This is a genomic window from Geobacillus sp. E263, assembly GCF_007197795.1.
In the GTDB taxonomy this organism is placed as follows: domain Bacteria; phylum Bacillota; class Bacilli; order Bacillales; family Anoxybacillaceae; genus Parageobacillus_B; species Parageobacillus_B toebii.
Map to the genome: position 1 here is coordinate 512,958 of NZ_CP041632.1, position 17,431 is coordinate 530,388.

At 42.4% G+C, this 17,431-nt stretch carries 18 protein-coding genes, 2 pseudogenes and 2 riboswitches; of the genes and pseudogenes, 17 read left to right on the plus strand and 3 right to left on the minus strand.

Annotated elements, in window-relative coordinates:
• Positions 1-35: 35 nt before the first annotated feature.
• The 16 genes and pseudogenes from FNL97_RS02540 (at position 36) to sufB (ending at position 14,169) form a co-directional block, all read left to right on the plus strand.
• A complete protein-coding gene (locus FNL97_RS02540; RefSeq protein ID WP_143414995.1) occupies positions 36-1,820 on the plus strand; it encodes an acyl-CoA dehydrogenase FadE in 1,785 nt (594 codons plus the stop codon).
• Positions 1,821-1,876: 56 nt separating this feature from the next.
• Positions 1,877-2,239: an arsenate reductase family protein gene (locus FNL97_RS02545; protein ID WP_062678345.1), complete on the plus strand. Its 363-nt coding sequence runs from the start codon at positions 1,877-1,879 to the stop codon at positions 2,237-2,239.
• Positions 2,240-2,312: 73 nt separating this feature from the next.
• Positions 2,313-2,696 carry a glycine cleavage system protein GcvH gene (gcvH, locus tag FNL97_RS02550; RefSeq protein WP_015865000.1) on the plus strand — a complete coding sequence of 128 codons (384 nt, stop codon included), beginning with the start codon at positions 2,313-2,315 and terminating at the stop codon, positions 2,694-2,696.
• 158 nt (positions 2,697-2,854) lie between these two features.
• Positions 2,855-3,055 (plus strand): annotated as a pseudogene (locus FNL97_RS02555) (hypothetical protein); the annotation flags it as partial.
• A gap of 26 nt (positions 3,056-3,081) precedes the next feature.
• Entirely contained in the window at positions 3,082-3,432 is a 351-nt protein-coding gene (locus FNL97_RS02560) for a toprim domain-containing protein (RefSeq protein WP_062678344.1), read from the plus strand.
• Positions 3,433-3,440: 8 nt separating this feature from the next.
• Entirely contained in the window at positions 3,441-3,758 is a 318-nt protein-coding gene (locus FNL97_RS02565) for a thioredoxin family protein (RefSeq protein ID WP_062678343.1), read from the plus strand.
• 217 nt (positions 3,759-3,975) lie between these two features.
• On the plus strand, positions 3,976-4,323 hold the full coding sequence (locus tag FNL97_RS02570; protein WP_171698814.1) for an SCP2 sterol-binding domain-containing protein: 348 nt from the start codon (positions 3,976-3,978) through the stop codon (positions 4,321-4,323).
• Between the two features lie 92 nt (positions 4,324-4,415).
• Positions 4,416-4,519, plus strand: a riboswitch (SAM riboswitch).
• Positions 4,520-4,589: 70 nt separating this feature from the next.
• A complete protein-coding gene (locus FNL97_RS02575) occupies positions 4,590-5,900 on the plus strand; it encodes an O-acetylhomoserine aminocarboxypropyltransferase/cysteine synthase family protein (RefSeq protein ID WP_062755798.1) in 1,311 nt (436 codons plus the stop codon).
• 129 nt (positions 5,901-6,029) lie between these two features.
• Positions 6,030-6,138, plus strand: a riboswitch (SAM riboswitch).
• A gap of 95 nt (positions 6,139-6,233) precedes the next feature.
• A complete protein-coding gene (locus FNL97_RS02580) occupies positions 6,234-7,262 on the plus strand; it encodes a methionine ABC transporter ATP-binding protein (RefSeq protein WP_015864996.1) in 1,029 nt (342 codons plus the stop codon).
• Positions 7,252-7,920, plus strand: a complete 669-nt coding sequence (locus tag FNL97_RS02585) for a methionine ABC transporter permease (RefSeq protein WP_143414996.1) — start codon at positions 7,252-7,254, stop codon at positions 7,918-7,920. The genes FNL97_RS02580 and FNL97_RS02585 overlap by 11 nt, the downstream gene beginning before the upstream one ends.
• A gap of 16 nt (positions 7,921-7,936) precedes the next feature.
• Positions 7,937-8,776 carry a MetQ/NlpA family ABC transporter substrate-binding protein gene (locus FNL97_RS02590; protein WP_015864994.1) on the plus strand — a complete coding sequence of 280 codons (840 nt, stop codon included), beginning with the start codon at positions 7,937-7,939 and terminating at the stop codon, positions 8,774-8,776.
• A 204-nt stretch (positions 8,777-8,980) separates the two neighbouring features.
• Positions 8,981-9,760 (plus strand): Fe-S cluster assembly ATPase SufC, encoded by a 780-nt coding sequence (sufC, locus tag FNL97_RS02595; protein ID WP_062678340.1) that lies wholly within the window; start codon positions 8,981-8,983, stop codon positions 9,758-9,760.
• A 22-nt stretch (positions 9,761-9,782) separates the two neighbouring features.
• Positions 9,783-11,096, plus strand: a complete 1,314-nt coding sequence (gene sufD, locus FNL97_RS02600) for a Fe-S cluster assembly protein SufD (RefSeq protein WP_143414997.1) — start codon at positions 9,783-9,785, stop codon at positions 11,094-11,096.
• Positions 11,093-12,313: a cysteine desulfurase gene (locus tag FNL97_RS02605; RefSeq protein ID WP_143414998.1), complete on the plus strand. Its 1,221-nt coding sequence runs from the start codon at positions 11,093-11,095 to the stop codon at positions 12,311-12,313. The genes sufD and FNL97_RS02605 overlap by 4 nt, the downstream gene beginning before the upstream one ends.
• A complete protein-coding gene (gene sufU / locus FNL97_RS02610; protein WP_143414999.1) occupies positions 12,303-12,740 on the plus strand; it encodes a Fe-S cluster assembly sulfur transfer protein SufU in 438 nt (145 codons plus the stop codon). The genes FNL97_RS02605 and sufU overlap by 11 nt, the downstream gene beginning before the upstream one ends.
• A gap of 31 nt (positions 12,741-12,771) precedes the next feature.
• A complete protein-coding gene (gene sufB, locus FNL97_RS02615) occupies positions 12,772-14,169 on the plus strand; it encodes a Fe-S cluster assembly protein SufB (protein ID WP_143415000.1) in 1,398 nt (465 codons plus the stop codon).
• 61 nt (positions 14,170-14,230) lie between these two features.
• Here the strand turns inward: sufB and FNL97_RS02620 are convergent, their stop codons facing one another.
• From FNL97_RS02620 to FNL97_RS02625, 3 genes are read right to left on the minus strand one after another with little or no spacing between them, the layout of a single operon-like run.
• Entirely contained in the window at positions 14,231-15,388 is a 1,158-nt protein-coding gene (locus FNL97_RS02620) for a site-specific integrase (RefSeq protein ID WP_062755807.1), read from the minus strand.
• Between the two features lie 2 nt (positions 15,389-15,390).
• Positions 15,391-15,561, minus strand: a complete 171-nt coding sequence (locus FNL97_RS17860) for a hypothetical protein (protein ID WP_167317815.1) — start codon at positions 15,559-15,561, stop codon at positions 15,391-15,393.
• Positions 15,562-15,580: 19 nt separating this feature from the next.
• Positions 15,581-15,871 (minus strand): ImmA/IrrE family metallo-endopeptidase, encoded by a 291-nt coding sequence (locus FNL97_RS02625; protein WP_286173463.1) that lies wholly within the window; start codon positions 15,869-15,871, stop codon positions 15,581-15,583.
• Positions 15,872-15,911: 40 nt separating this feature from the next.
• Here FNL97_RS02625 and FNL97_RS02630 point away from each other — a divergent pair.
• Positions 15,912-17,187: pseudogene (locus FNL97_RS02630) on the plus strand (IS110 family RNA-guided transposase).
• Positions 17,188-17,431: the final 244 nt, after the last annotated feature.

The following is a 17,431-nucleotide window of genomic DNA, read 5'->3' on the forward strand; positions in this document are numbered from 1 at the left end:
CCGATTATATACAAAATCAAGGGGAGGAGTTACGAATGGCGAAAGCATTAGAAAATGCGATTAAAGGCGGAAGCTTTCTTATTGAAGACATTCCTTGTGAACGTGTGTTTACACCGGAGGATTTTACAGACGAACATAAAATGATTGCAAAAACAACGGAAGATTTCGTTGTAAACGAAGTGCTTCCACAATTAGAATATTTAGAAAATCACGAATTTGACCGTTCTGTGCAATTGCTAAAAAAAGCAGGGGAACTCGGGCTGCTTAGCGCGGATATTCCGGAAGAATACGGTGGCTTAGGGCTTGATAAAATCAGTTCTGCACTGATCGGAGAGAAAATGGCGCTTGCCGGCGGTTTCTCGATTTCTCATGGTGCGCACGTCGGAATTGGATCACTTCCAATTGCCTTGTTCGGAACAGAAGAACAAAAAAGAAAATATTTACCAAAGTTGGCGACTGGTGAAAAAATTGCTGCATATGCATTAACAGAGCCAGGGTCTGGTTCAGATGCGTTAGGCGCAAAAACGACAGCGAGATTAAATGCGGAAGGCACCCATTACATTTTGAACGGGGAAAAACAATGGATTACGAACGCTGGATTTGCGGATGTATTTGTCGTATACGCAAAAGTAGACGGCGAACATTTCTCCGCATTCATTGTCGAGCGTGACTTCCCTGGTGTTTCTACTGGACCGGAAGAAAAGAAAATGGGAATTAAAAGTTCTTCGACACGTACATTAATTTTACAAGACGTGCCTGTTCCGAAAGAAAACTTGCTTGGGGAAGTTGGAAAAGGCCATGTTATAGCGTTCAACATCTTAAACATCGGCCGTTATAAGCTAGGAGTCGGTGCGGTTGGCGGTGCAAAACGGGCGCTGGAAATTACGCTTCAATATGCGAACCAACGTCAACAATTTAAACAACCGATTTCTAAGTTTACATTAACACAAGAAAAATTTGCGACAATGGCATCCCGGTTGTACGCAACAGAAAGTTCCGTCTATCGTACGGTCGGTTTATTTGACGAACGGATGAGCCTTCTTGATGAGGAAAAAGCAAAAGACGGAAAAGAAATTGCGAAATCGATTGCTGAATATGCCATCGAATGTTCGCTAAACAAATTCTTCGCAACAGAAACATTAGATTATATTGTTGACGAAGGTGTACAAATTCACGGTGGTTATGGATTTATGCAAGAATACGAAATTGAGCGGGCTTACCGTGACTCTCGGATTAACCGTATTTTTGAAGGAACGAATGAAATTAACCGTCTATTAGTTCCTGGAATGTATTTGAAAAAAGCAATGAAAGGCGAACTGCCACTTCTTCAAAAAGCGCAACAGCTTCAAGAAGAATTAATGATGCTTATGCCGGAAGAAGTTGGTGACGGCGTACTTGAACAAGAAAAATATTTAGTACGCAACGCGAAAAAAATCGCATTAATGACGGCGGGATTAGCAGCACAAAAATTCGGCCCGAAATTGGAAAATGAACAGGAAATTTTAGTAAACATTGCCGACATTGTTGCGAATATTTACGCGATGGAATCTGCTCTGCTTCGTACAGAAAAAGCAATTAAAAACACCGGAGTAGAGAAAAACAAACAAAAACTTCTTTATACGCAAATTTTCTGCCAGGAAGCGTTCAACGAAATCGAGGCGCACGCGAAAGAAACCATTATCGCAGTAGAGCAAGGCGATATGTTGCGCATGATGTTGGCCGCTTTGCGCAAATTGACGCGCTATACTCCAATCAATATCATCGCGAAAAAACGTGAAGCGGCAGCGGCGCTCATTGAAGCAGAACGTTATATTGTGTAATAATGGAAAGTACCAGGTTTTATCCTGGTACTTTTATTTGCAAAGGATGGTGCAATATGTCGTTAACCTTTTATTGGTATCCAAAGTGCGGTACATGCCGAAAAGCGAAAAAATGGCTCGATGAGCATGGCATCACGGTACAGGAAGTACATATTGTCGAAAACCCGCCGAAAAAAGAGGAATTGACAGAACTTTATCGCAAGAGCGGGCTTCCACTGAAAAAGTTTTTTAACACAAGTGGTATGAAATATCGCGAGTTAGGGCTAAAAGATAAAGTGAATACTGCTTCGGAAGAGGAGCTTCTTGAGCTTCTTGCTTCCGATGGCATGTTGATCAAGCGCCCGATTTTAACAGATGGAAATCATGTCATCGTTGGATTTAACGAAGAGCAATACGAAAAATTCTTTAAACAAATGTAACGAGTTCAGTGAGTTTTTTGGCAAAATCGGTTATTATTAAAAAGAATATAATCTATTATGAAGGGGTGCGATTATGAATACACCAAAGGAATTACGCTATTCTGAAGAACATGAGTGGGTGCGTGTCGAGGGAGATAAAGTACGCATCGGTATTACTGATTTTGCACAATCGGAGTTAGGTGACATCGTTTTCGTTGAACTGCCAGAAGTAGGTGCGGAAATTACAGCAAACGAGCCATTCGGCAGCGTCGAATCAGTGAAAACTGTTTCCGAACTTTATGCGCCAATTAGCGGTAAAGTAGTAGAAGTGAATGAAGAATTAAATGATAATCCAGAATATGTGAATGAATCACCGTATGAAAAAGCATGGATGATTGTTGTCGAGCCTTATGATATGAGCGAGATCGACAATTTATTAACAGCAGAGCAATATGAGGAAATGGTAAAAGAAGGATAATAATACACCCAATCACCACGGTTGATCACGCGAACGATGGGCACCCTATACATAAAGAGGTTTGCAAAGGGTGCCCGTATGGCAGCGGAAACAAAGGATATAGAACATGATTTATATGAAGGTCATGTTTCTCTGTCGCAAGTTAGCAACAAAATAGACGAATTGATAAGCAAATAACCGTCACCGTTGGACCAGATCAACAGTATGTCGATTGCGACGGTGAGGCTGGTTGGGGTCGAAAGCAACGGTGCTATACCGTTGCTTTTCTTCTTTATTTTGCAAAAACGACTATAGTCTCGTTTCCTTTCCTTATCCATGTGGAAACCATCGTATTGTTTTTCCATATAATAAATGAATGACATTTTCAACTAATCAGGTGATAATAATGATAGAAATCGAAAAAGTGATTATTGTGGAAGGGCGTTCCGACAAACAAAAAATTGAAAACATTATTAATGAACCGGTTGAAATTATTTGTACAAACGGGACGATTAGTGATGCCAGACTGGAAGAACTGATTGAGGAGCTCTATTATAAAGAAGTGTATATATTAGTGGATGCCGATGAAGCGGGGGAAAAATTACGAAAACAGTTTCGCCGTGAATTTCCTGAAGCGGAACATATATATATTGACCGAATGTACCGTGAAGTGGCTGCAGCGCCGAATTGGCATATTGCCCAAGTATTATTACGCGCGAACTTTGATGTCCATTACGATTATTTATTAAAAAGGTGAAAGTAGCAATGAAAAAAGTAGAGTTACCAGAAATAGATGACATTATTCATAAAAAAGATATGGCTTGTCTTTATGTATATACACCGATGTGCGGCACTTGCCAGCTTGCGGAGCGGATGCTCCAGGTTGTCGAGGAACTATTTCCGCATATTCCATTTTACAAGACCGATATTAATTATATGCCAGAGCGTGCGGTTGCATGGAAAATTGAAAGCGTTCCATGCCTTCTTTTATTTGATCGCGGCAATATTGTAAAAAAATTATACGCGTTTCATTCTGTACCGTATTTATACGAAACAATAAAGGAAATGTTGCCTCAGAATTAGAAAAATGAACAGATGTTGTTCATTCTCTCCTCCCCTTAAAGGTGACAGCGCAAGAACTAAAATAAACGGTGATTTGACTTCGTTTGACATATTTCTTGGGAAATGATGAGAATATTGCCTATTTTCCAGACGATTTGTCGAGATTTTTATAAAGGATTCTCCTTGTTTTTTATGGAAATGAATGAAGTGACAGGATAATGGGGGAGGCGGGTATAAAATGGATATGTGTGAATTAGTAGGACAGCTTACAGAACGAATTCAAAAATTAAATCATTTATCACCGATTTTACCAGAAGAAGAGTTATACGTTCAGTTTGAATGTGAAACAGAAACAGCGGTTGTTGCGATTTCTAAATATAAAATCGGTCAAAAGGAAAAGATAGATGAACGTCGGCTAGTGACCATTCGAGGATCGAAAGAGGCGCTGGAATCATTGATAAATGGAAGGTTAAAATTACAACAACAAATTCGGCTTCGAGAAGTGCACATTTCTGGAAGTTTCCGTCATATGTTGCTTCTGGAGTCTCTGTTACATTTGTCAAAACCGTATCGCTATGTTTGCTAAATACCATATTTCTTTATTTTTAATTTTTATAAAAAAATGAATTGACAATTAGGAGGAATAATAGTATTATTCAGAAAAAATGGTATATATCATTCTTATCAAGAGAGGTGGAGGGACTGGCCCAATGAAGCCCGGCAACCGGTTGTTTCAACACGGTGCTAATTCCAGCAGAGCGAATTGCTCTGAGAGATAAGAAGAGTGCATCCCCCTCTCTTCTTAGAAGAAGAGGGGTTTTATTATAAAAGGTAAAGGGGGAGAGAGTTTCAATGAGTGAAAAACAATACCGTTTCGAAACAGTAGCCATTCATGGCGGATTAAAGCCTGATCCTGCCACTGGAGCGCGTGCGGTTCCTATTTATCAATCGAACGCCTATTTATTTGCCAATACGGATCATGCCGCGAACCTTTTTGGTCTAAAAGAAGAAGGATATATTTATACACGCATCCACAATCCGACGGTTACCGTATTGGAAGAAAGGGTGGCACAGCTGGAAGGTGGAGTGGGCAGTCTTGCTCTCGCTAGCGGAATGGCCGCCATTACACTGGCCATTTTGAATATCGCCGGAGCTGGGGATGAAATTGTATCGGCATCTACGTTATATGGCGGTACATATAATTTGTTCGTCAATACATTGCCGAAATACGGAATTAAAACCCACTTTGTCGATCCGTCTAATCCGGAAAATTTCCGAGCAGCGATTACACCAAAAACGAAAGCAATTTTCGCCGAAACGATTGGCAACCCTAGTTTGCACATATTAGATATTGAGGCGGTGGCGCAAATCGCTCGTGAAGCGGGAATTCCGCTCATTATCGACAACACATTCGCCACTCCTTATTTGTGCAGACCAATTGAACATGGGGCGAATATCGTGATCCATTCCGCCACAAAATGGCTTGTTGGGAATGGGACGACCTTAGGCGGCATCATTGTTGATGGTGGTAATTTTGACTGGAATTCGCCGAAGTTTCCAGGATTTATTACTCCTGATCCAAGCTATCACAACCTTGTGTATGCTGAGGCGTTTGGACCTGCTGCATACATTGTCAAAGCTCGCGTGCAGCTGCTTCGCGATTTAGGTCCAGCGATTAGCCCATTTAATGCCTTTCAAATTCAGCTTGGTCTTGAAACATTGCATGTACGTATGAAAGAACATATTGCGAATACAAGAAAAATCGTCGAGTATTTAGATCGTCATCCAGCAATAGAGTGGGTGCTTTATCCAGAACATGGCAGTCATCCAGCAAAAGAACTAGCGAAAAAATATTTGCCAAAAGGAGCGGGTTCCATCGTTGTATTTGGCGTAAAAGGCGGCAGAGAGGCAGGAGCGAAATTGATCAACAGTGTAAAATTATGGTCGCATGTTGCCAACGTTGGCGACGCGAAAAGTTTAATTATCCATCCTGCAAGCACCACACATCAACAGCTAAACGAAGAAGAACTAAAATCATCTGGAGTGACAGAAGATTTAGTTCGTCTATCTGTCGGCATCGAAAATATCGATGACTTAATCGAAGATTTAGAACAGGCAATTGCGGCTGCTACCGGAATTACATCTGATGTTTCCGTCTCATAATCACAAGAAATGATAATCATGCCATTTTCCATAATGATATAACATTTCTATTGACACTATTCGACATATAGTGATAAAATCACATTCGTAATTATTGAGAGATTTTAATTGAATAAAGTGTTTTTTGTGCTCTTATCAAGAGAGGTGGAGGGATGTGCCCAATGAAGCCCGGCAACCGTCAGCGTACTCGCTGAAATGGTGCCAATTCACACAAAGCGTCTGCTTTGAGAGATAAGAGACAGAACGGTAATCATTGCCTTTCTGTTCTCTTGAGCAGAAAGGCTTTCTTTTTGCGGCGAGCCGTCTTTTACATGAGGGAAGGTGGAAATGTGCATGATTACATTAGAAAACGTGACAAAAATATATGAAGCGGCCAATGGATCTGTAACAGCAGTGGATAATGTCTCTTTGCAAATTAAAGAAGGCGAAATTTTCGGAATCATCGGATATAGCGGGGCGGGAAAAAGTTCATTAATCCGTCTCCTTAACGGATTGGAAAAACCGACCAAAGGGAAAGTCATTGTCGCTGGACGGGATATTGCTAATATTAAAGGAAAGGAATTGCGAAAGGCCCGTCAGGAAATCGGAATGATTTTTCAGCATTTTAATTTATTATGGTCAAGAACGGTTCGCGAAAACATTGCGTTTCCATTAGAAATTGCCGGTGTACCGAAAGAACAGCGGAAAAAACGAGTAGACGAGTTGATTCAGCTTGTAGGTTTGCAAGGAAGAGAAAACGCCTATCCGTCACAGCTTAGCGGCGGGCAAAAGCAGCGCGTCGGCATCGCGCGCGCTTTGGCGAACAATCCAAAAGTGTTATTGTGCGATGAGGCGACATCCGCGCTAGACCCGCAGACAACCGACTCCATTTTGGAACTTTTGGTGGATATTAATAAGCGTTTAGGATTGACAATTGTATTAATTACCCATGAAATGCACGTGATTCGTAAAATTTGCAACCGCGTTGCAGTGATGGAAAACGGAAAAATTGTCGAACAAGGAGAAGTGCTGCAAGTGTTCCGGCAGCCAAAGCAGGAGATTACGAAACGATTTGTACAGCAGGTCATCGAACCGGAGGAAACGAAAGAAACGATTGCGCATTTACTCGATAAATATCCAAAAGGAACGGTTTTTCAATTGACGTTTGTTGGAGAGGTTACGGAACAGCCGCTGATTGCTAACGTTGTTCGCCAATTTCAAGTTGATGCGAATATTCTTCAAGGAAAAATTTCGCAAACTCATCAAGGCGCTTACGGTGTGCTGTTTGTTCATATGGATGGAGAGAAAGAGGAAGTTGCCCGCGCGATCGATTATATTCGAAAGCAGCAAGTAGCGGTGGAGGTGATTACGGATGCTCGCTAACCTCTTACCAAATGTAGAGTGGGATATGATTTGGGCAGCGACCGTTGAAACGCTTTATATGACAGGAATTTCTGTCGTTGCAACATTTATATTAGGAACGATTCTTGGACTGCTTTTATTTTTAACGTCAAAGGGAAACTTATGGGAAAACAGCTTGGCGAATATGATCATCGCCGCTATCGTTAACATTTTTCGTTCCATCCCATTTATCATATTAATTATTTTGTTAATCCCGTTTACGAAATTCGTTGTCGGAACGATTCTTGGCGCAAATGCGGCATTGCCAGCACTCATTATTGGAGCGGCGCCATTTTACGCGAGAATGGTGGAAATTGCGCTTCGCGAAATTGATAAAGGTGTCATCGAAGCGGCCAAAGCGATGGGAGCGACAACGGCCACGATTATTTGGAAAGTGCTTCTTCCAGAGTCATTGCCTGCTCTTGTATCTGGAATTACCGTCACTGCAATTGCTTTAGTTGGATATACAGCGATGGCAGGGGTCGTTGGCGCCGGCGGCCTTGGCAACTTAGCGTATCTTGAAGGATTTCAGCGCAATCATAACGATGTGACATTTGTCGCAACCGTGCTTGTATTAGTAATTGTGTTTGTGATTCAGTTTATCGGTGACTTTGTCACTTCCAAAATAGATAAACGATAAAAGGGGGAAGATCAATATGAAAAAATGGATTAGTGCATTATTTGCCATCGTTCTTGTGTTGGCTTTGGCAGCATGCGGAGGCAATAACAACGCTGATGGTGGCAAAAAAGAAGGGAAATTAACAAAATTAGTGGTTGGAGCTTCCAATGTCCCGCATGCAGAAATTTTAGAAAAAGCACAACCGATTTTAAAAGAAAAAGGCATTGACTTAAAAATTGTTAAATTCCAAGATTATGTTTTACCAAACAAAGCGTTAGCAGATAAAGAAATTGATGCCAATTATTTCCAACATATTCCATATTTAGAAGCACAGAAAAAAGAACATGGATATGACTTTGTCAACGCTGGCGGCATTCATATTGAGCCAATCGGTCTTTACTCGAAAAAATATAAAAGCCTCGAAGAATTGCCAGACGGTGCGACGATCATCATGAGCAACTCGGTTGCAGACCATGGTCGCATTTTATCGATGCTGCAAGAAAAAGGGTTAATTAAATTAAAAGAAGGTATCGATAAAACAAAAGCTACGGTCAAAGACATTGTGGAAAATCCAAAACATTTAAAATTTGAAGCAGATGTGGAAGCAGGATTGCTGCCGCAAATTTATAAAAACGGCGAAGGCGATGCTGTGCTCATCAACGCCAACTATGCGCTTGACGCGGGATTAGATCCTGCGAAAGATCCAATTGCTGTTGAGTCGCCGAAAGATAACCCATATGTCAATATTATCGCTGTACGCAAAGGCGATGAAAACCGCAAAGAAATTAAAACGCTTGTCGAAGTGTTACAGTCGAAAGAAATTCAAGACTTTATTAAAGAAAAATATAAAGGTGCTGTCATTCCAGCAGCGCAATAAAATAACGGAAGCGGTCCGCTTCCGTTATTTTTATAAAACAATCTTGATCAAAATATTTTTCACTATGAACATAGTGATATTCTCTTCAAAAGGTTGCTAATACTTTTCATTTGTTATAAGATTGTAATGAGAATAAAATGAGAATGGAAAGACAAGCAAGTCAATGATATACACAATTTTTAGTGAAAATTGGAGGTATTCTTCATGGCAGTGTTAACAATTAAAGATCTTCACGTATCCGTTGAAGGAAAAGAAATTTTAAAAGGTGTGAATTTAGAAGTAAAAGGCGGAGAAATTCACGCGATTATGGGTCCGAACGGAACGGGAAAATCAACGTTATCGTCGGCGATTATGGGACATCCAAAATATGAAGTAACAAAAGGAAGCATTACATTAGACGGGCAAAACGTGTTGGAGATGGAAGTGGATGAACGTGCACGCGCCGGTTTGTTTTTGGCGATGCAGTATCCAAGCGAAATCAGCGGGGTAACGAACGCCGATTTCCTTCGCGCCGCTATCAATGCCCGGCTTGGCGAAGGCAATGAAATCTCGCTAATGAAATTTATCCGCAAGCTGGATGAAAAAATGGCGTTTCTAGAAATGAACCCAGATATGGCGCATCGCTATCTAAATGAAGGATTCTCCGGCGGAGAGAAAAAACGCAACGAAATTCTTCAATTAATGATGCTTGAACCGAAAATCGCGATTTTGGACGAGATCGACTCCGGTCTTGATATTGATGCATTAAAAATTGTTTCAAAAGGAATTAATGAAATGCGCAGCAGCGAATTCGGCTGTTTGATCATTACGCACTATCAGCGTTTACTAAACTACATCACACCGGATTATGTGCATGTCATGATGCAAGGGCGTATCGTAAAATCCGGTGGTCCGGAGTTGGCACAACGTCTTGAAGCGGAAGGATACGATTGGATTAAAAAAGAACTTGGCATTGAAGATGAAACGGTTGAGCAAGAAGCGTAAGCGTTAGGAGGAGTATTATATTATGACGACAGGAACAAAAATACCATTCGACCAACAATATGTGCGCTCATTTTCCAGCGGACGCGGCGAACCGGACTGGCTTTTACAGCTTCGCTTACAAGCTCTTGCTAAAGCAGAAGAGTTGCCGCTGCCAAAGCCGGATAAAACAAAAATTGACAAATGGAATTTCACACAATTTGCTAATCATGTAGTGGAAAGCGCGCCGTTTGCTTCATTAGATGAATTGCCTGAAGCAGTAAAGGCGCTTATTGAAGCAGGAGAGGGAACGAAAAACTTATATGTCCAACGCGACCATACACCAGCATATTTATCTCTATCGGATGAGTTGAAAGCAAAAGGCGTCATTTTCACTGATATTTTCACAGCAGCACGTGAGCATGGGGATTTGTTGCAAAAATATTTGATGAAAGATGGCGTGAAAATTGACGAGCATCGTTTAACGGCGTTGCATGCTGCGCTACTTAACGGCGGTGTGTTCGTATATGTGCCGAAAAATGTTGTAGTGGATGTTCCGCTTCAAGCTGTTTATATTCAAGAAAATGATGATATCGCATTATTTAATCATGTCATCGTTGTAGCGGAAGATAATAGCCGGGTTGTTTATGTAGAAAACTATATTTCCGCAAAAGGAACTAGCAAAGCAGTTGTCAATATTGTCGCCGAAGTGTTTGCCAACACGAACGCTCGTGTGTTTTTTGCTGCGGTGGATAACTTGGCAAAAGGTATTACAACCTATGTAAACCGCCGCGGTATCGCTGCCCGTGATGGCCGCATTGAGTGGGCGCTCGGTTTAATGAACGATGGAGATACAGTTTCTGAAAACATTACCCGCTTAATGGGCGACGGTTCTTTCGGCGATACGAAAACGGTCGTTGTCGGTCGAGGAGAGCAAGTACAAAACTTTACGACAAGCGTTGTCCATTATGGTAAACATACAGAAGGCTACATTTTAAAACACGGTGTTGTGAGAGATAGCGCGACTTCGATTTTTAACGGAATTGGAAAAATTGAACATGGCGCTTCTAAATCGAACGCGCAGCAAGAATCGCGTGTTCTAATGCTAAGCGAAAAAGCGCGTGGAGATGCGAACCCTATTTTATTAATTGACGAAGACGATGTAATGGCGGGACATGCTGCATCGGTCGGCCGCGTTGATCCTACGCAGCTATATTATTTAATGAGTCGCGGTATTCCGAAACATGAGGCAGAACGTCTTATCATTCATGGATTTTTAGCTCCTGTTGTAGAGGCTATTCCGATTGAAAGTGTGAAAAAACAACTTATTGAAGTAATTGAAAGGAAAGTGCAGTCATGAATACGAAAGAGGTTCGGCAGCTGTTTCCGATTTTGGACCAAGAAGTAAACGGGAAGCCGCTTATATATCTTGACAACGCTGCGACATCACAGAAACCTCTTCCCGTCATTGAAGCGATTGATCACTATTATCGCCAGTATAATTCAAACGTCCATCGCGGCGTGCATACGCTTGGTACGAAAGCGACGGACGCATATGAAGGAGCACGTGAAAAGGTACGACGGTTTATTAATGCGAAGTCCACACAAGAAATCATTTTTACAAGAGGAACGACAACGGCGTTAAATATGGTTGCAGCGAGCTACGGCCGCGCTAATTTACAAGAAGGCGATGAAATTGTCATCACGTACATGGAGCACCATAGCAATATTATTCCATGGCAGCAAGTCGCTAAATATACGGGCGCCACATTAAAGTATATTCCGCTTCAGCCAGATGGAACGATCGACCTAAAAGATGTAGAAGCGACGGTCACATCCAATACAAAAATTGTCGCTATTGTACATGTGTCCAACGTTTTAGGAACGATTAACCCAGTAAAAGAAATTGCGAAAATCGCCCACAAACATGGCGCTGTCATCGTAGTGGACGCCGCGCAGAGCGCTCCTCATATGAAAATCGATGTTCAAGATCTAGATTGTGATTTTTTGGCGTTTTCTGGGCATAAAATGTGCGGTCCGACAGGAATTGGCGTATTATATGGTAAAAGGGAATTATTAGAGAAGATGGAACCGGTAGAGTTTGGCGGCGAAATGATTGATTTCGTCGGCTTGTACAAATCGACATGGAAAGAGCTTCCGTGGAAATTCGAGGGCGGTACGCCAATTATTGCGGGAGCCATCGGTTTAGGAGCGGCGATCGACTTCCTTGAAGAAATCGGATTAGATAATATCGCTGCACATGAGCAGGAACTTGCCCAGTACGCTTTAGAACAATTGTCCGCGATAGAAGGGATCACGATTTATGGTCCAAAACATCGCGGAGGATTAGTGACGTTTAACATAGAAGGAGTTCATCCGCATGATGTGGCAACCGTCCTTGACGCGGAAGGGATCGCCGTCCGCGCCGGTCACCATTGCGCCCAACCGTTAATGAAATGGTTAAACGTAACAGCTACAGCGCGTGCAAGTTTTTACCTCTATAATACAAAAGAAGAAATCGATCAACTCGTAGTCGCATTACAGAAAACAAAGGAGTATTTTGGCCATGTCTTCTAATAATCCTTTAGATCAGCTTTATCGCCAAGTGATTATGGATCATTATAAAAATCCAAGAAATCGTGGTGTTTTAGAGGGAAATAGTGTAGATATTGATATGAATAATCCGACTTGTGGTGACCGTATTCATCTAACGATGAAAGTCGAAGACGGGAAAATTGTGGATGTGAAGTTTGAGGGAGAAGGCTGCTCCATTTCGATGTCATCAGCCTCGATGATGACGCAGGCGATCAAAGGAAAAACGGTGGAAGAAGCGTTAAAGCTAGCCAATATCTTTTCCGATATGATGCAGGGGAAAGGACATGATGACTCTGTTGATTTAGGTGATATTGTGGCACTTCAAGGCGTTTCGAAGTTTCCGGCCCGTATTAAATGTGCGACATTGGCATGGAAAGCAATGGAAAAAGGGTTGCACCAGCGTCATTAATGGCAAGAAGAAAAAAGGAGGGTGAAACCGCATGGCGAAAAAAGCGCCAGAAATCGGCGAATATAAGTATGGTTTCGTCGATAAAGACGTATCGGTATTCCGCGCAAAACGCGGGTTGACACGGGAAGTGGTCGAAGAAATTTCCCGCATGAAAAATGAGCCGCAATGGATGCTTGAATTCCGTTTAAAAGCGTTAGATATTTTTTACAGCAAACCAATGCCACAATGGGGTGGCGATTTATCGAGTTTAGATTTCGATGAAATTACGTACTACGTAAAACCGACGGAAAAATCGGGCCGTTCTTGGGATGAAGTGCCAGCGGAGATTAAAGCGACATTCGATAAGCTCGGAATTCCTGAGGCGGAACAAAAATATTTAGCAGGAGTATCGGCACAGTACGAGTCAGAAGTTGTTTACCATAATATGAAAGAAGATTTGGAGAAACTTGGTGTTATCTTTAAAGATACGGACTCTGCGTTGAAAGAAAACGAAGACCTTTTCCGTGAGTATTTTGCAAAAGTTGTGCCGCCTACGGACAATAAATTTGCTGCGTTAAACTCGGCGGTGTGGTCGGGCGGTTCGTTCATCTATGTGCCAAAAGGCGTGAAAGTAGAAACGCCGTTGCAGGCATATTTCCGCATTAACTCGGAAAACATGGGACAATTTGAACGTACGTTAATTATTGTTGATGAAGGGGCGCACGTTCATTACGTAGAAGGATGTACCGCGCCAATTTATACAACTGCTTCGCTTCATAGTGCCGTTGTTGAAATTATCGTCAAAAAAGATGCGTACTGCCGTTATACGACCATTCAAAACTGGTCGAACAACGTGTTTAACCTTGTAACGAAACGCGCGGTTTGTGAAGAAAACGCAACAATGGAATGGATCGACGGAAACATTGGTTCCAAATTAACGATGAAATATCCAGCTGTTGTTTTAAAAGGAGAAGGTGCACGCGGCTTGACATTATCGATTGCGATTGCCGGAAAAGGGCAGCATCAAGACGCTGGTGCAAAAATGATTCATCTTGCGCCAAACACGTCATCGACCATCGTATCGAAGTCGATTTCTAAACAAGGTGGAAAAGTGACTTATCGCGGTATCGTTCACTTTGGCCGCAAAGCGTCAGGATCGCGTTCGAATATTGAATGCGATACGCTCATTATGGATAACCAATCTTCATCCGACACGATCCCGTATAATGAAATTTTAAATGACAACATTTCGCTCGAGCATGAAGCGAAAGTGTCAAAAGTATCCGAGGAGCAATTGTTCTATCTGATGAGCCGCGGCATCTCTGAACAAGAAGCGACAGAAATGATTGTCATGGGCTTTATCGAGCCATTTACAAGAGAGCTTCCAATGGAATATGCGGTGGAAATGAACCGGCTTATCAAATTCGAGATGGAAGGTAGTATTGGTTAATCCTATAAAATCAAAGGTGTGGCGCTTTTTCTTGAACGCCACACCCACAATTCACCCACAATTATATTTTTTCTGTGTACCGCTGATACAACTCCAGTGCCTCATCCTCGATTTTTTTGGTCACATGGAGGTAGGTGTCAGCGGTTGTTTTTATACTTGCATGTCCTAACCTTTCGGACACGTATTTAATATTTGCTCCGGCTTCGAGAAGATGAACAGCATGAGTATGCCGAAGAGCGTGGGGTGATAATATCGGAAGCCCAGCACGCTTACAAACCTCTTTAAAATATTCACGGACAACGTTTGTCCGTAACCAACGTCCGTCATGTTGATGAAACACAATGTTGGTTTCAGGTTTTTTATAGTTCTGGTATTTTAAATACATTTCATTCCGGTTGATACGATGCTTTTTCAACAGACGAACCGTCACATCGTCTAATTTGATTGTTCGTAAACTTGCTTTCGATTTTGGAGTCGAAAGATACGGCGTTGAGTTAGTCGGATACACTAGCGTTTTGTTCACCGTGAGTATCTTGTTTTCAAAGTCAATGTCATCCCACGTCAATGCCAATGCTTCTCCAATTCGCAAACCAGTCCGTGCCAAAAGAGTAAACAGCACATAGTACTGAATGGAATGCTGATATTTGGCATGCTTTTGTGTTTTTTTTACTTCGTTCAAAAATTTCTCCAGTTGTTTACGTGTAAAATACTTCAGTTCGTTATTTTTCTCTTTTTCCTTTGGAATGGTGATTTTAGCGATGGGATTCTCGCGTAAAATCCGGAATTCATGAACAGCGTCATTGAGCGCCGAATTCATGATACTGTGAATTCGTCTAACTGTTCCTTCGCTATATCGTTCCCTCAATTCATTAATACATTTCTGATATTCAACTCTGGTAATTTCTTTAAGCTTATAATTCCCCCAACGCGGAAGAATGTTTAGTCGGACGTTTCTTTCTTGGAGAGAATAAGTGATCGGCTTGACGTTTGGTTTTTTATACACTTCGAGCCACTTTTCAAAATACGCATCTACTCTTTCGTTCCCATCTTCAGAGAATCCGTAATACTCCAATTCCATTTCCGCCTGGGCGGCTGCCAATTGAGCTTTTTTTGTTTTAAATCCACGCTTAGATTTTTCTTTATACTTACCGGTCGACCGATCTTTATAGCGGATTCGATATTCCCATGTTCCGTTTGGGTGTTTACGGAAACTAGCCAATTTCACTCCTCCTTTTCTAAGTTTTGAATGATAACTTTTTGTCCATTCTCAAGCTCACCGATTAATTTGTTGTCCTCTACTGTAATTCGTGAAAATATAGGGATACTGACCATTGAACGGTCATTTCTTTTCTTTTTCTTCTTTTTCCGATAATCATCTAAATTAATGATCATAGCGAAACACCTCCTCAAATTAAACGAATATACGTTCTGTTTCATGGTTAAAATTTTTTAAATGAACAAGCTCTTGTGGCACACTGTACATTTTAGCTACGTCATATATGGTCAGATCGGTGCCTTGGTATTGAATGATAACGTCATCTGGAAGTAATAATTCAATAGCAAAAGTATTTGCTTCAATTTCGATTTTATCAACTGAAAAGAGAGTGTTTGCTCTCAAAAAAGGAGCATTCCTGTTAGAAGTTTTTTCGGGGACTTGAATAAAAAAAGCCCTCTTGGTATGATTCGGGGGGGTGTCAATCACACGAATTGACCCCTAATTTGGATACCAAGGAGGACTATACATGAATTCTATCTCAAACAAGAAGATTAATCAAGTCACCGATCAAACGCTGGTTGTTGGGATGGATATCGCAAAGAAAAAACATTATGCCTGCTTTGTGGATGAGCGAGGGAGGGGGTTAAAAAAGCCGTTTCCCGTTCTGCAATCGAAAGAAGGATTGGAATGGTTGTACCAGTGCATCGTGGAAGCCATGAAGGAATTTGGAAAAACCGAGGTGATTGTTGGCATCGAGCCAACGGGACATTATTGGCTGAATCTCGCCTATTTTCTTGATGAGAAAGGCATCCCTCTCGTCATGACAAACCCGATGCACGTGAAGCGATCCAAAGAGCTGGACGATAACCTTCCAACCAAGCATGATGCGAAAGATGCGCTCGTCATTGCCCGGTTAGTGAAAGACGGCCGATTCAGCTATCCGCGCATTCTGAAAGGGATGGAGGCGGATCTGCGCGTGGGAGCGACATTTCGCTCCAAATTGGTGGAAGAACAGGGAGCGATTCGAAATCAAATGATTCGCTGGCTTGATCGATATTTTCCGGAGTTTACGCAAGTCTTTCCGTCATTTGGGAAAATGGCGCTCGCGGTGCTGGAATATACGCCATTTCCGAGTGATCTGGCAGGAAAAGAACTAGAAGAGGTTCTCGCCCTTTACCGGCAAAGTGAGGGATTACAATCGCCACAAAAGCCGAAAGCGAAGAAGCTCATAGAACTGGCCCAACACTCCATTGGCGTAACGGAAGGACAACAGATGGCCCGTATCGAAATTGCCACGCTTGTCCGCCGGTACCGCCAACTGGAAGAAGAAATCGAGGCACTGACAGAGCAGCTGATCGAACTCGTACAGACATCTGTCGAGTACGATGGTTGAAGATCGTTCCGGGCTTAGGCGATGCGACCATCGTGGAACTGTTATCAGAGATCGGGAGTTTCTCCCATTATCAGGATCCGCGGCAGCTTATCCAATTAGCGGGCCTGACGCTGCGGGAACATTCCTCCGCCAACACAAAGGGCAAAAACGGATCTCGAAGCGTGGAAGAAGGCGGTTGCGCGCCCTTCTGTTCCGGGTGATGATGCCGATGATCCGCCACAACGAAGCGTTTCGGCAGCTGCACGACTATTACACGACACGTCCTGATAATCCGTTGCGGAAGAAGCAATCGATTGTGGCGTTATGCGGAAAATTATTGAAGGTATTGCACGCTGTATGTACGAAGCACCAAGCGTTCGATGCGAAGCGAATGATGCAGGACATCTTTGGTCTCGAAACGGCTGCTTGATACCTATAGTCTCGATTCTCTAGACAACAAGGATGACACGGAGAAGCTGGCGCGATATCATCCATTCGACCTTGAGTCCCTAAAGGAGCTTAGCCGGCCTCTGCCTGGTGAAGAGACCGAACGAAGGAATGTTGGCACAAGGATGCCCAGAGACATGGGAGGGTTCGTCCTCATCAGTTGTGCAGAGATCCAAGGTGCATCGCATACACATCCCCCCACTGGAGTGAAAAATACAAAAATATCC

Bases quoted from the DNA above. Each gene is read 5' to 3' on its own strand.
- FNL97_RS02540 (WP_143414995.1), top strand. From the start codon at position 36: ATGGCGAAAGCATTAGAAAATGCGATTAAAGGCGGAAGCTTTCTTATT.
- FNL97_RS02545 (WP_062678345.1), top strand. From the start codon at position 1,877: ATGTCGTTAACCTTTTATTGGTATCCAAAGTGCGGTACATGCCGAAAA.
- gcvH (WP_015865000.1), top strand. From the start codon at position 2,313: ATGAATACACCAAAGGAATTACGCTATTCTGAAGAACATGAGTGGGTG.
- FNL97_RS02560 (WP_062678344.1), top strand. From the start codon at position 3,082: ATGATAGAAATCGAAAAAGTGATTATTGTGGAAGGGCGTTCCGACAAA.
- FNL97_RS02565 (WP_062678343.1), top strand. From the start codon at position 3,441: ATGAAAAAAGTAGAGTTACCAGAAATAGATGACATTATTCATAAAAAA.
- FNL97_RS02570 (WP_171698814.1), top strand. From the start codon at position 3,976: ATGGATATGTGTGAATTAGTAGGACAGCTTACAGAACGAATTCAAAAA.
- FNL97_RS02575 (WP_062755798.1), top strand. From the start codon at position 4,590: ATGAGTGAAAAACAATACCGTTTCGAAACAGTAGCCATTCATGGCGGA.
- FNL97_RS02580 (WP_015864996.1), top strand. From the start codon at position 6,234: ATGATTACATTAGAAAACGTGACAAAAATATATGAAGCGGCCAATGGA.
- FNL97_RS02585 (WP_143414996.1), top strand. From the start codon at position 7,252: ATGCTCGCTAACCTCTTACCAAATGTAGAGTGGGATATGATTTGGGCA.
- FNL97_RS02590 (WP_015864994.1), top strand. From the start codon at position 7,937: ATGAAAAAATGGATTAGTGCATTATTTGCCATCGTTCTTGTGTTGGCT.
- sufC (WP_062678340.1), top strand. From the start codon at position 8,981: ATGGCAGTGTTAACAATTAAAGATCTTCACGTATCCGTTGAAGGAAAA.
- sufD (WP_143414997.1), top strand. From the start codon at position 9,783: ATGACGACAGGAACAAAAATACCATTCGACCAACAATATGTGCGCTCA.
- FNL97_RS02605 (WP_143414998.1), top strand. From the start codon at position 11,093: ATGAATACGAAAGAGGTTCGGCAGCTGTTTCCGATTTTGGACCAAGAA.
- sufU (WP_143414999.1), top strand. From the start codon at position 12,303: ATGTCTTCTAATAATCCTTTAGATCAGCTTTATCGCCAAGTGATTATG.
- sufB (WP_143415000.1), top strand. From the start codon at position 12,772: ATGGCGAAAAAAGCGCCAGAAATCGGCGAATATAAGTATGGTTTCGTC.
- FNL97_RS17860 (WP_167317815.1), bottom strand. From the start codon at position 15,561: ATGATCATTAATTTAGATGATTATCGGAAAAAGAAGAAAAAGAAAAGA.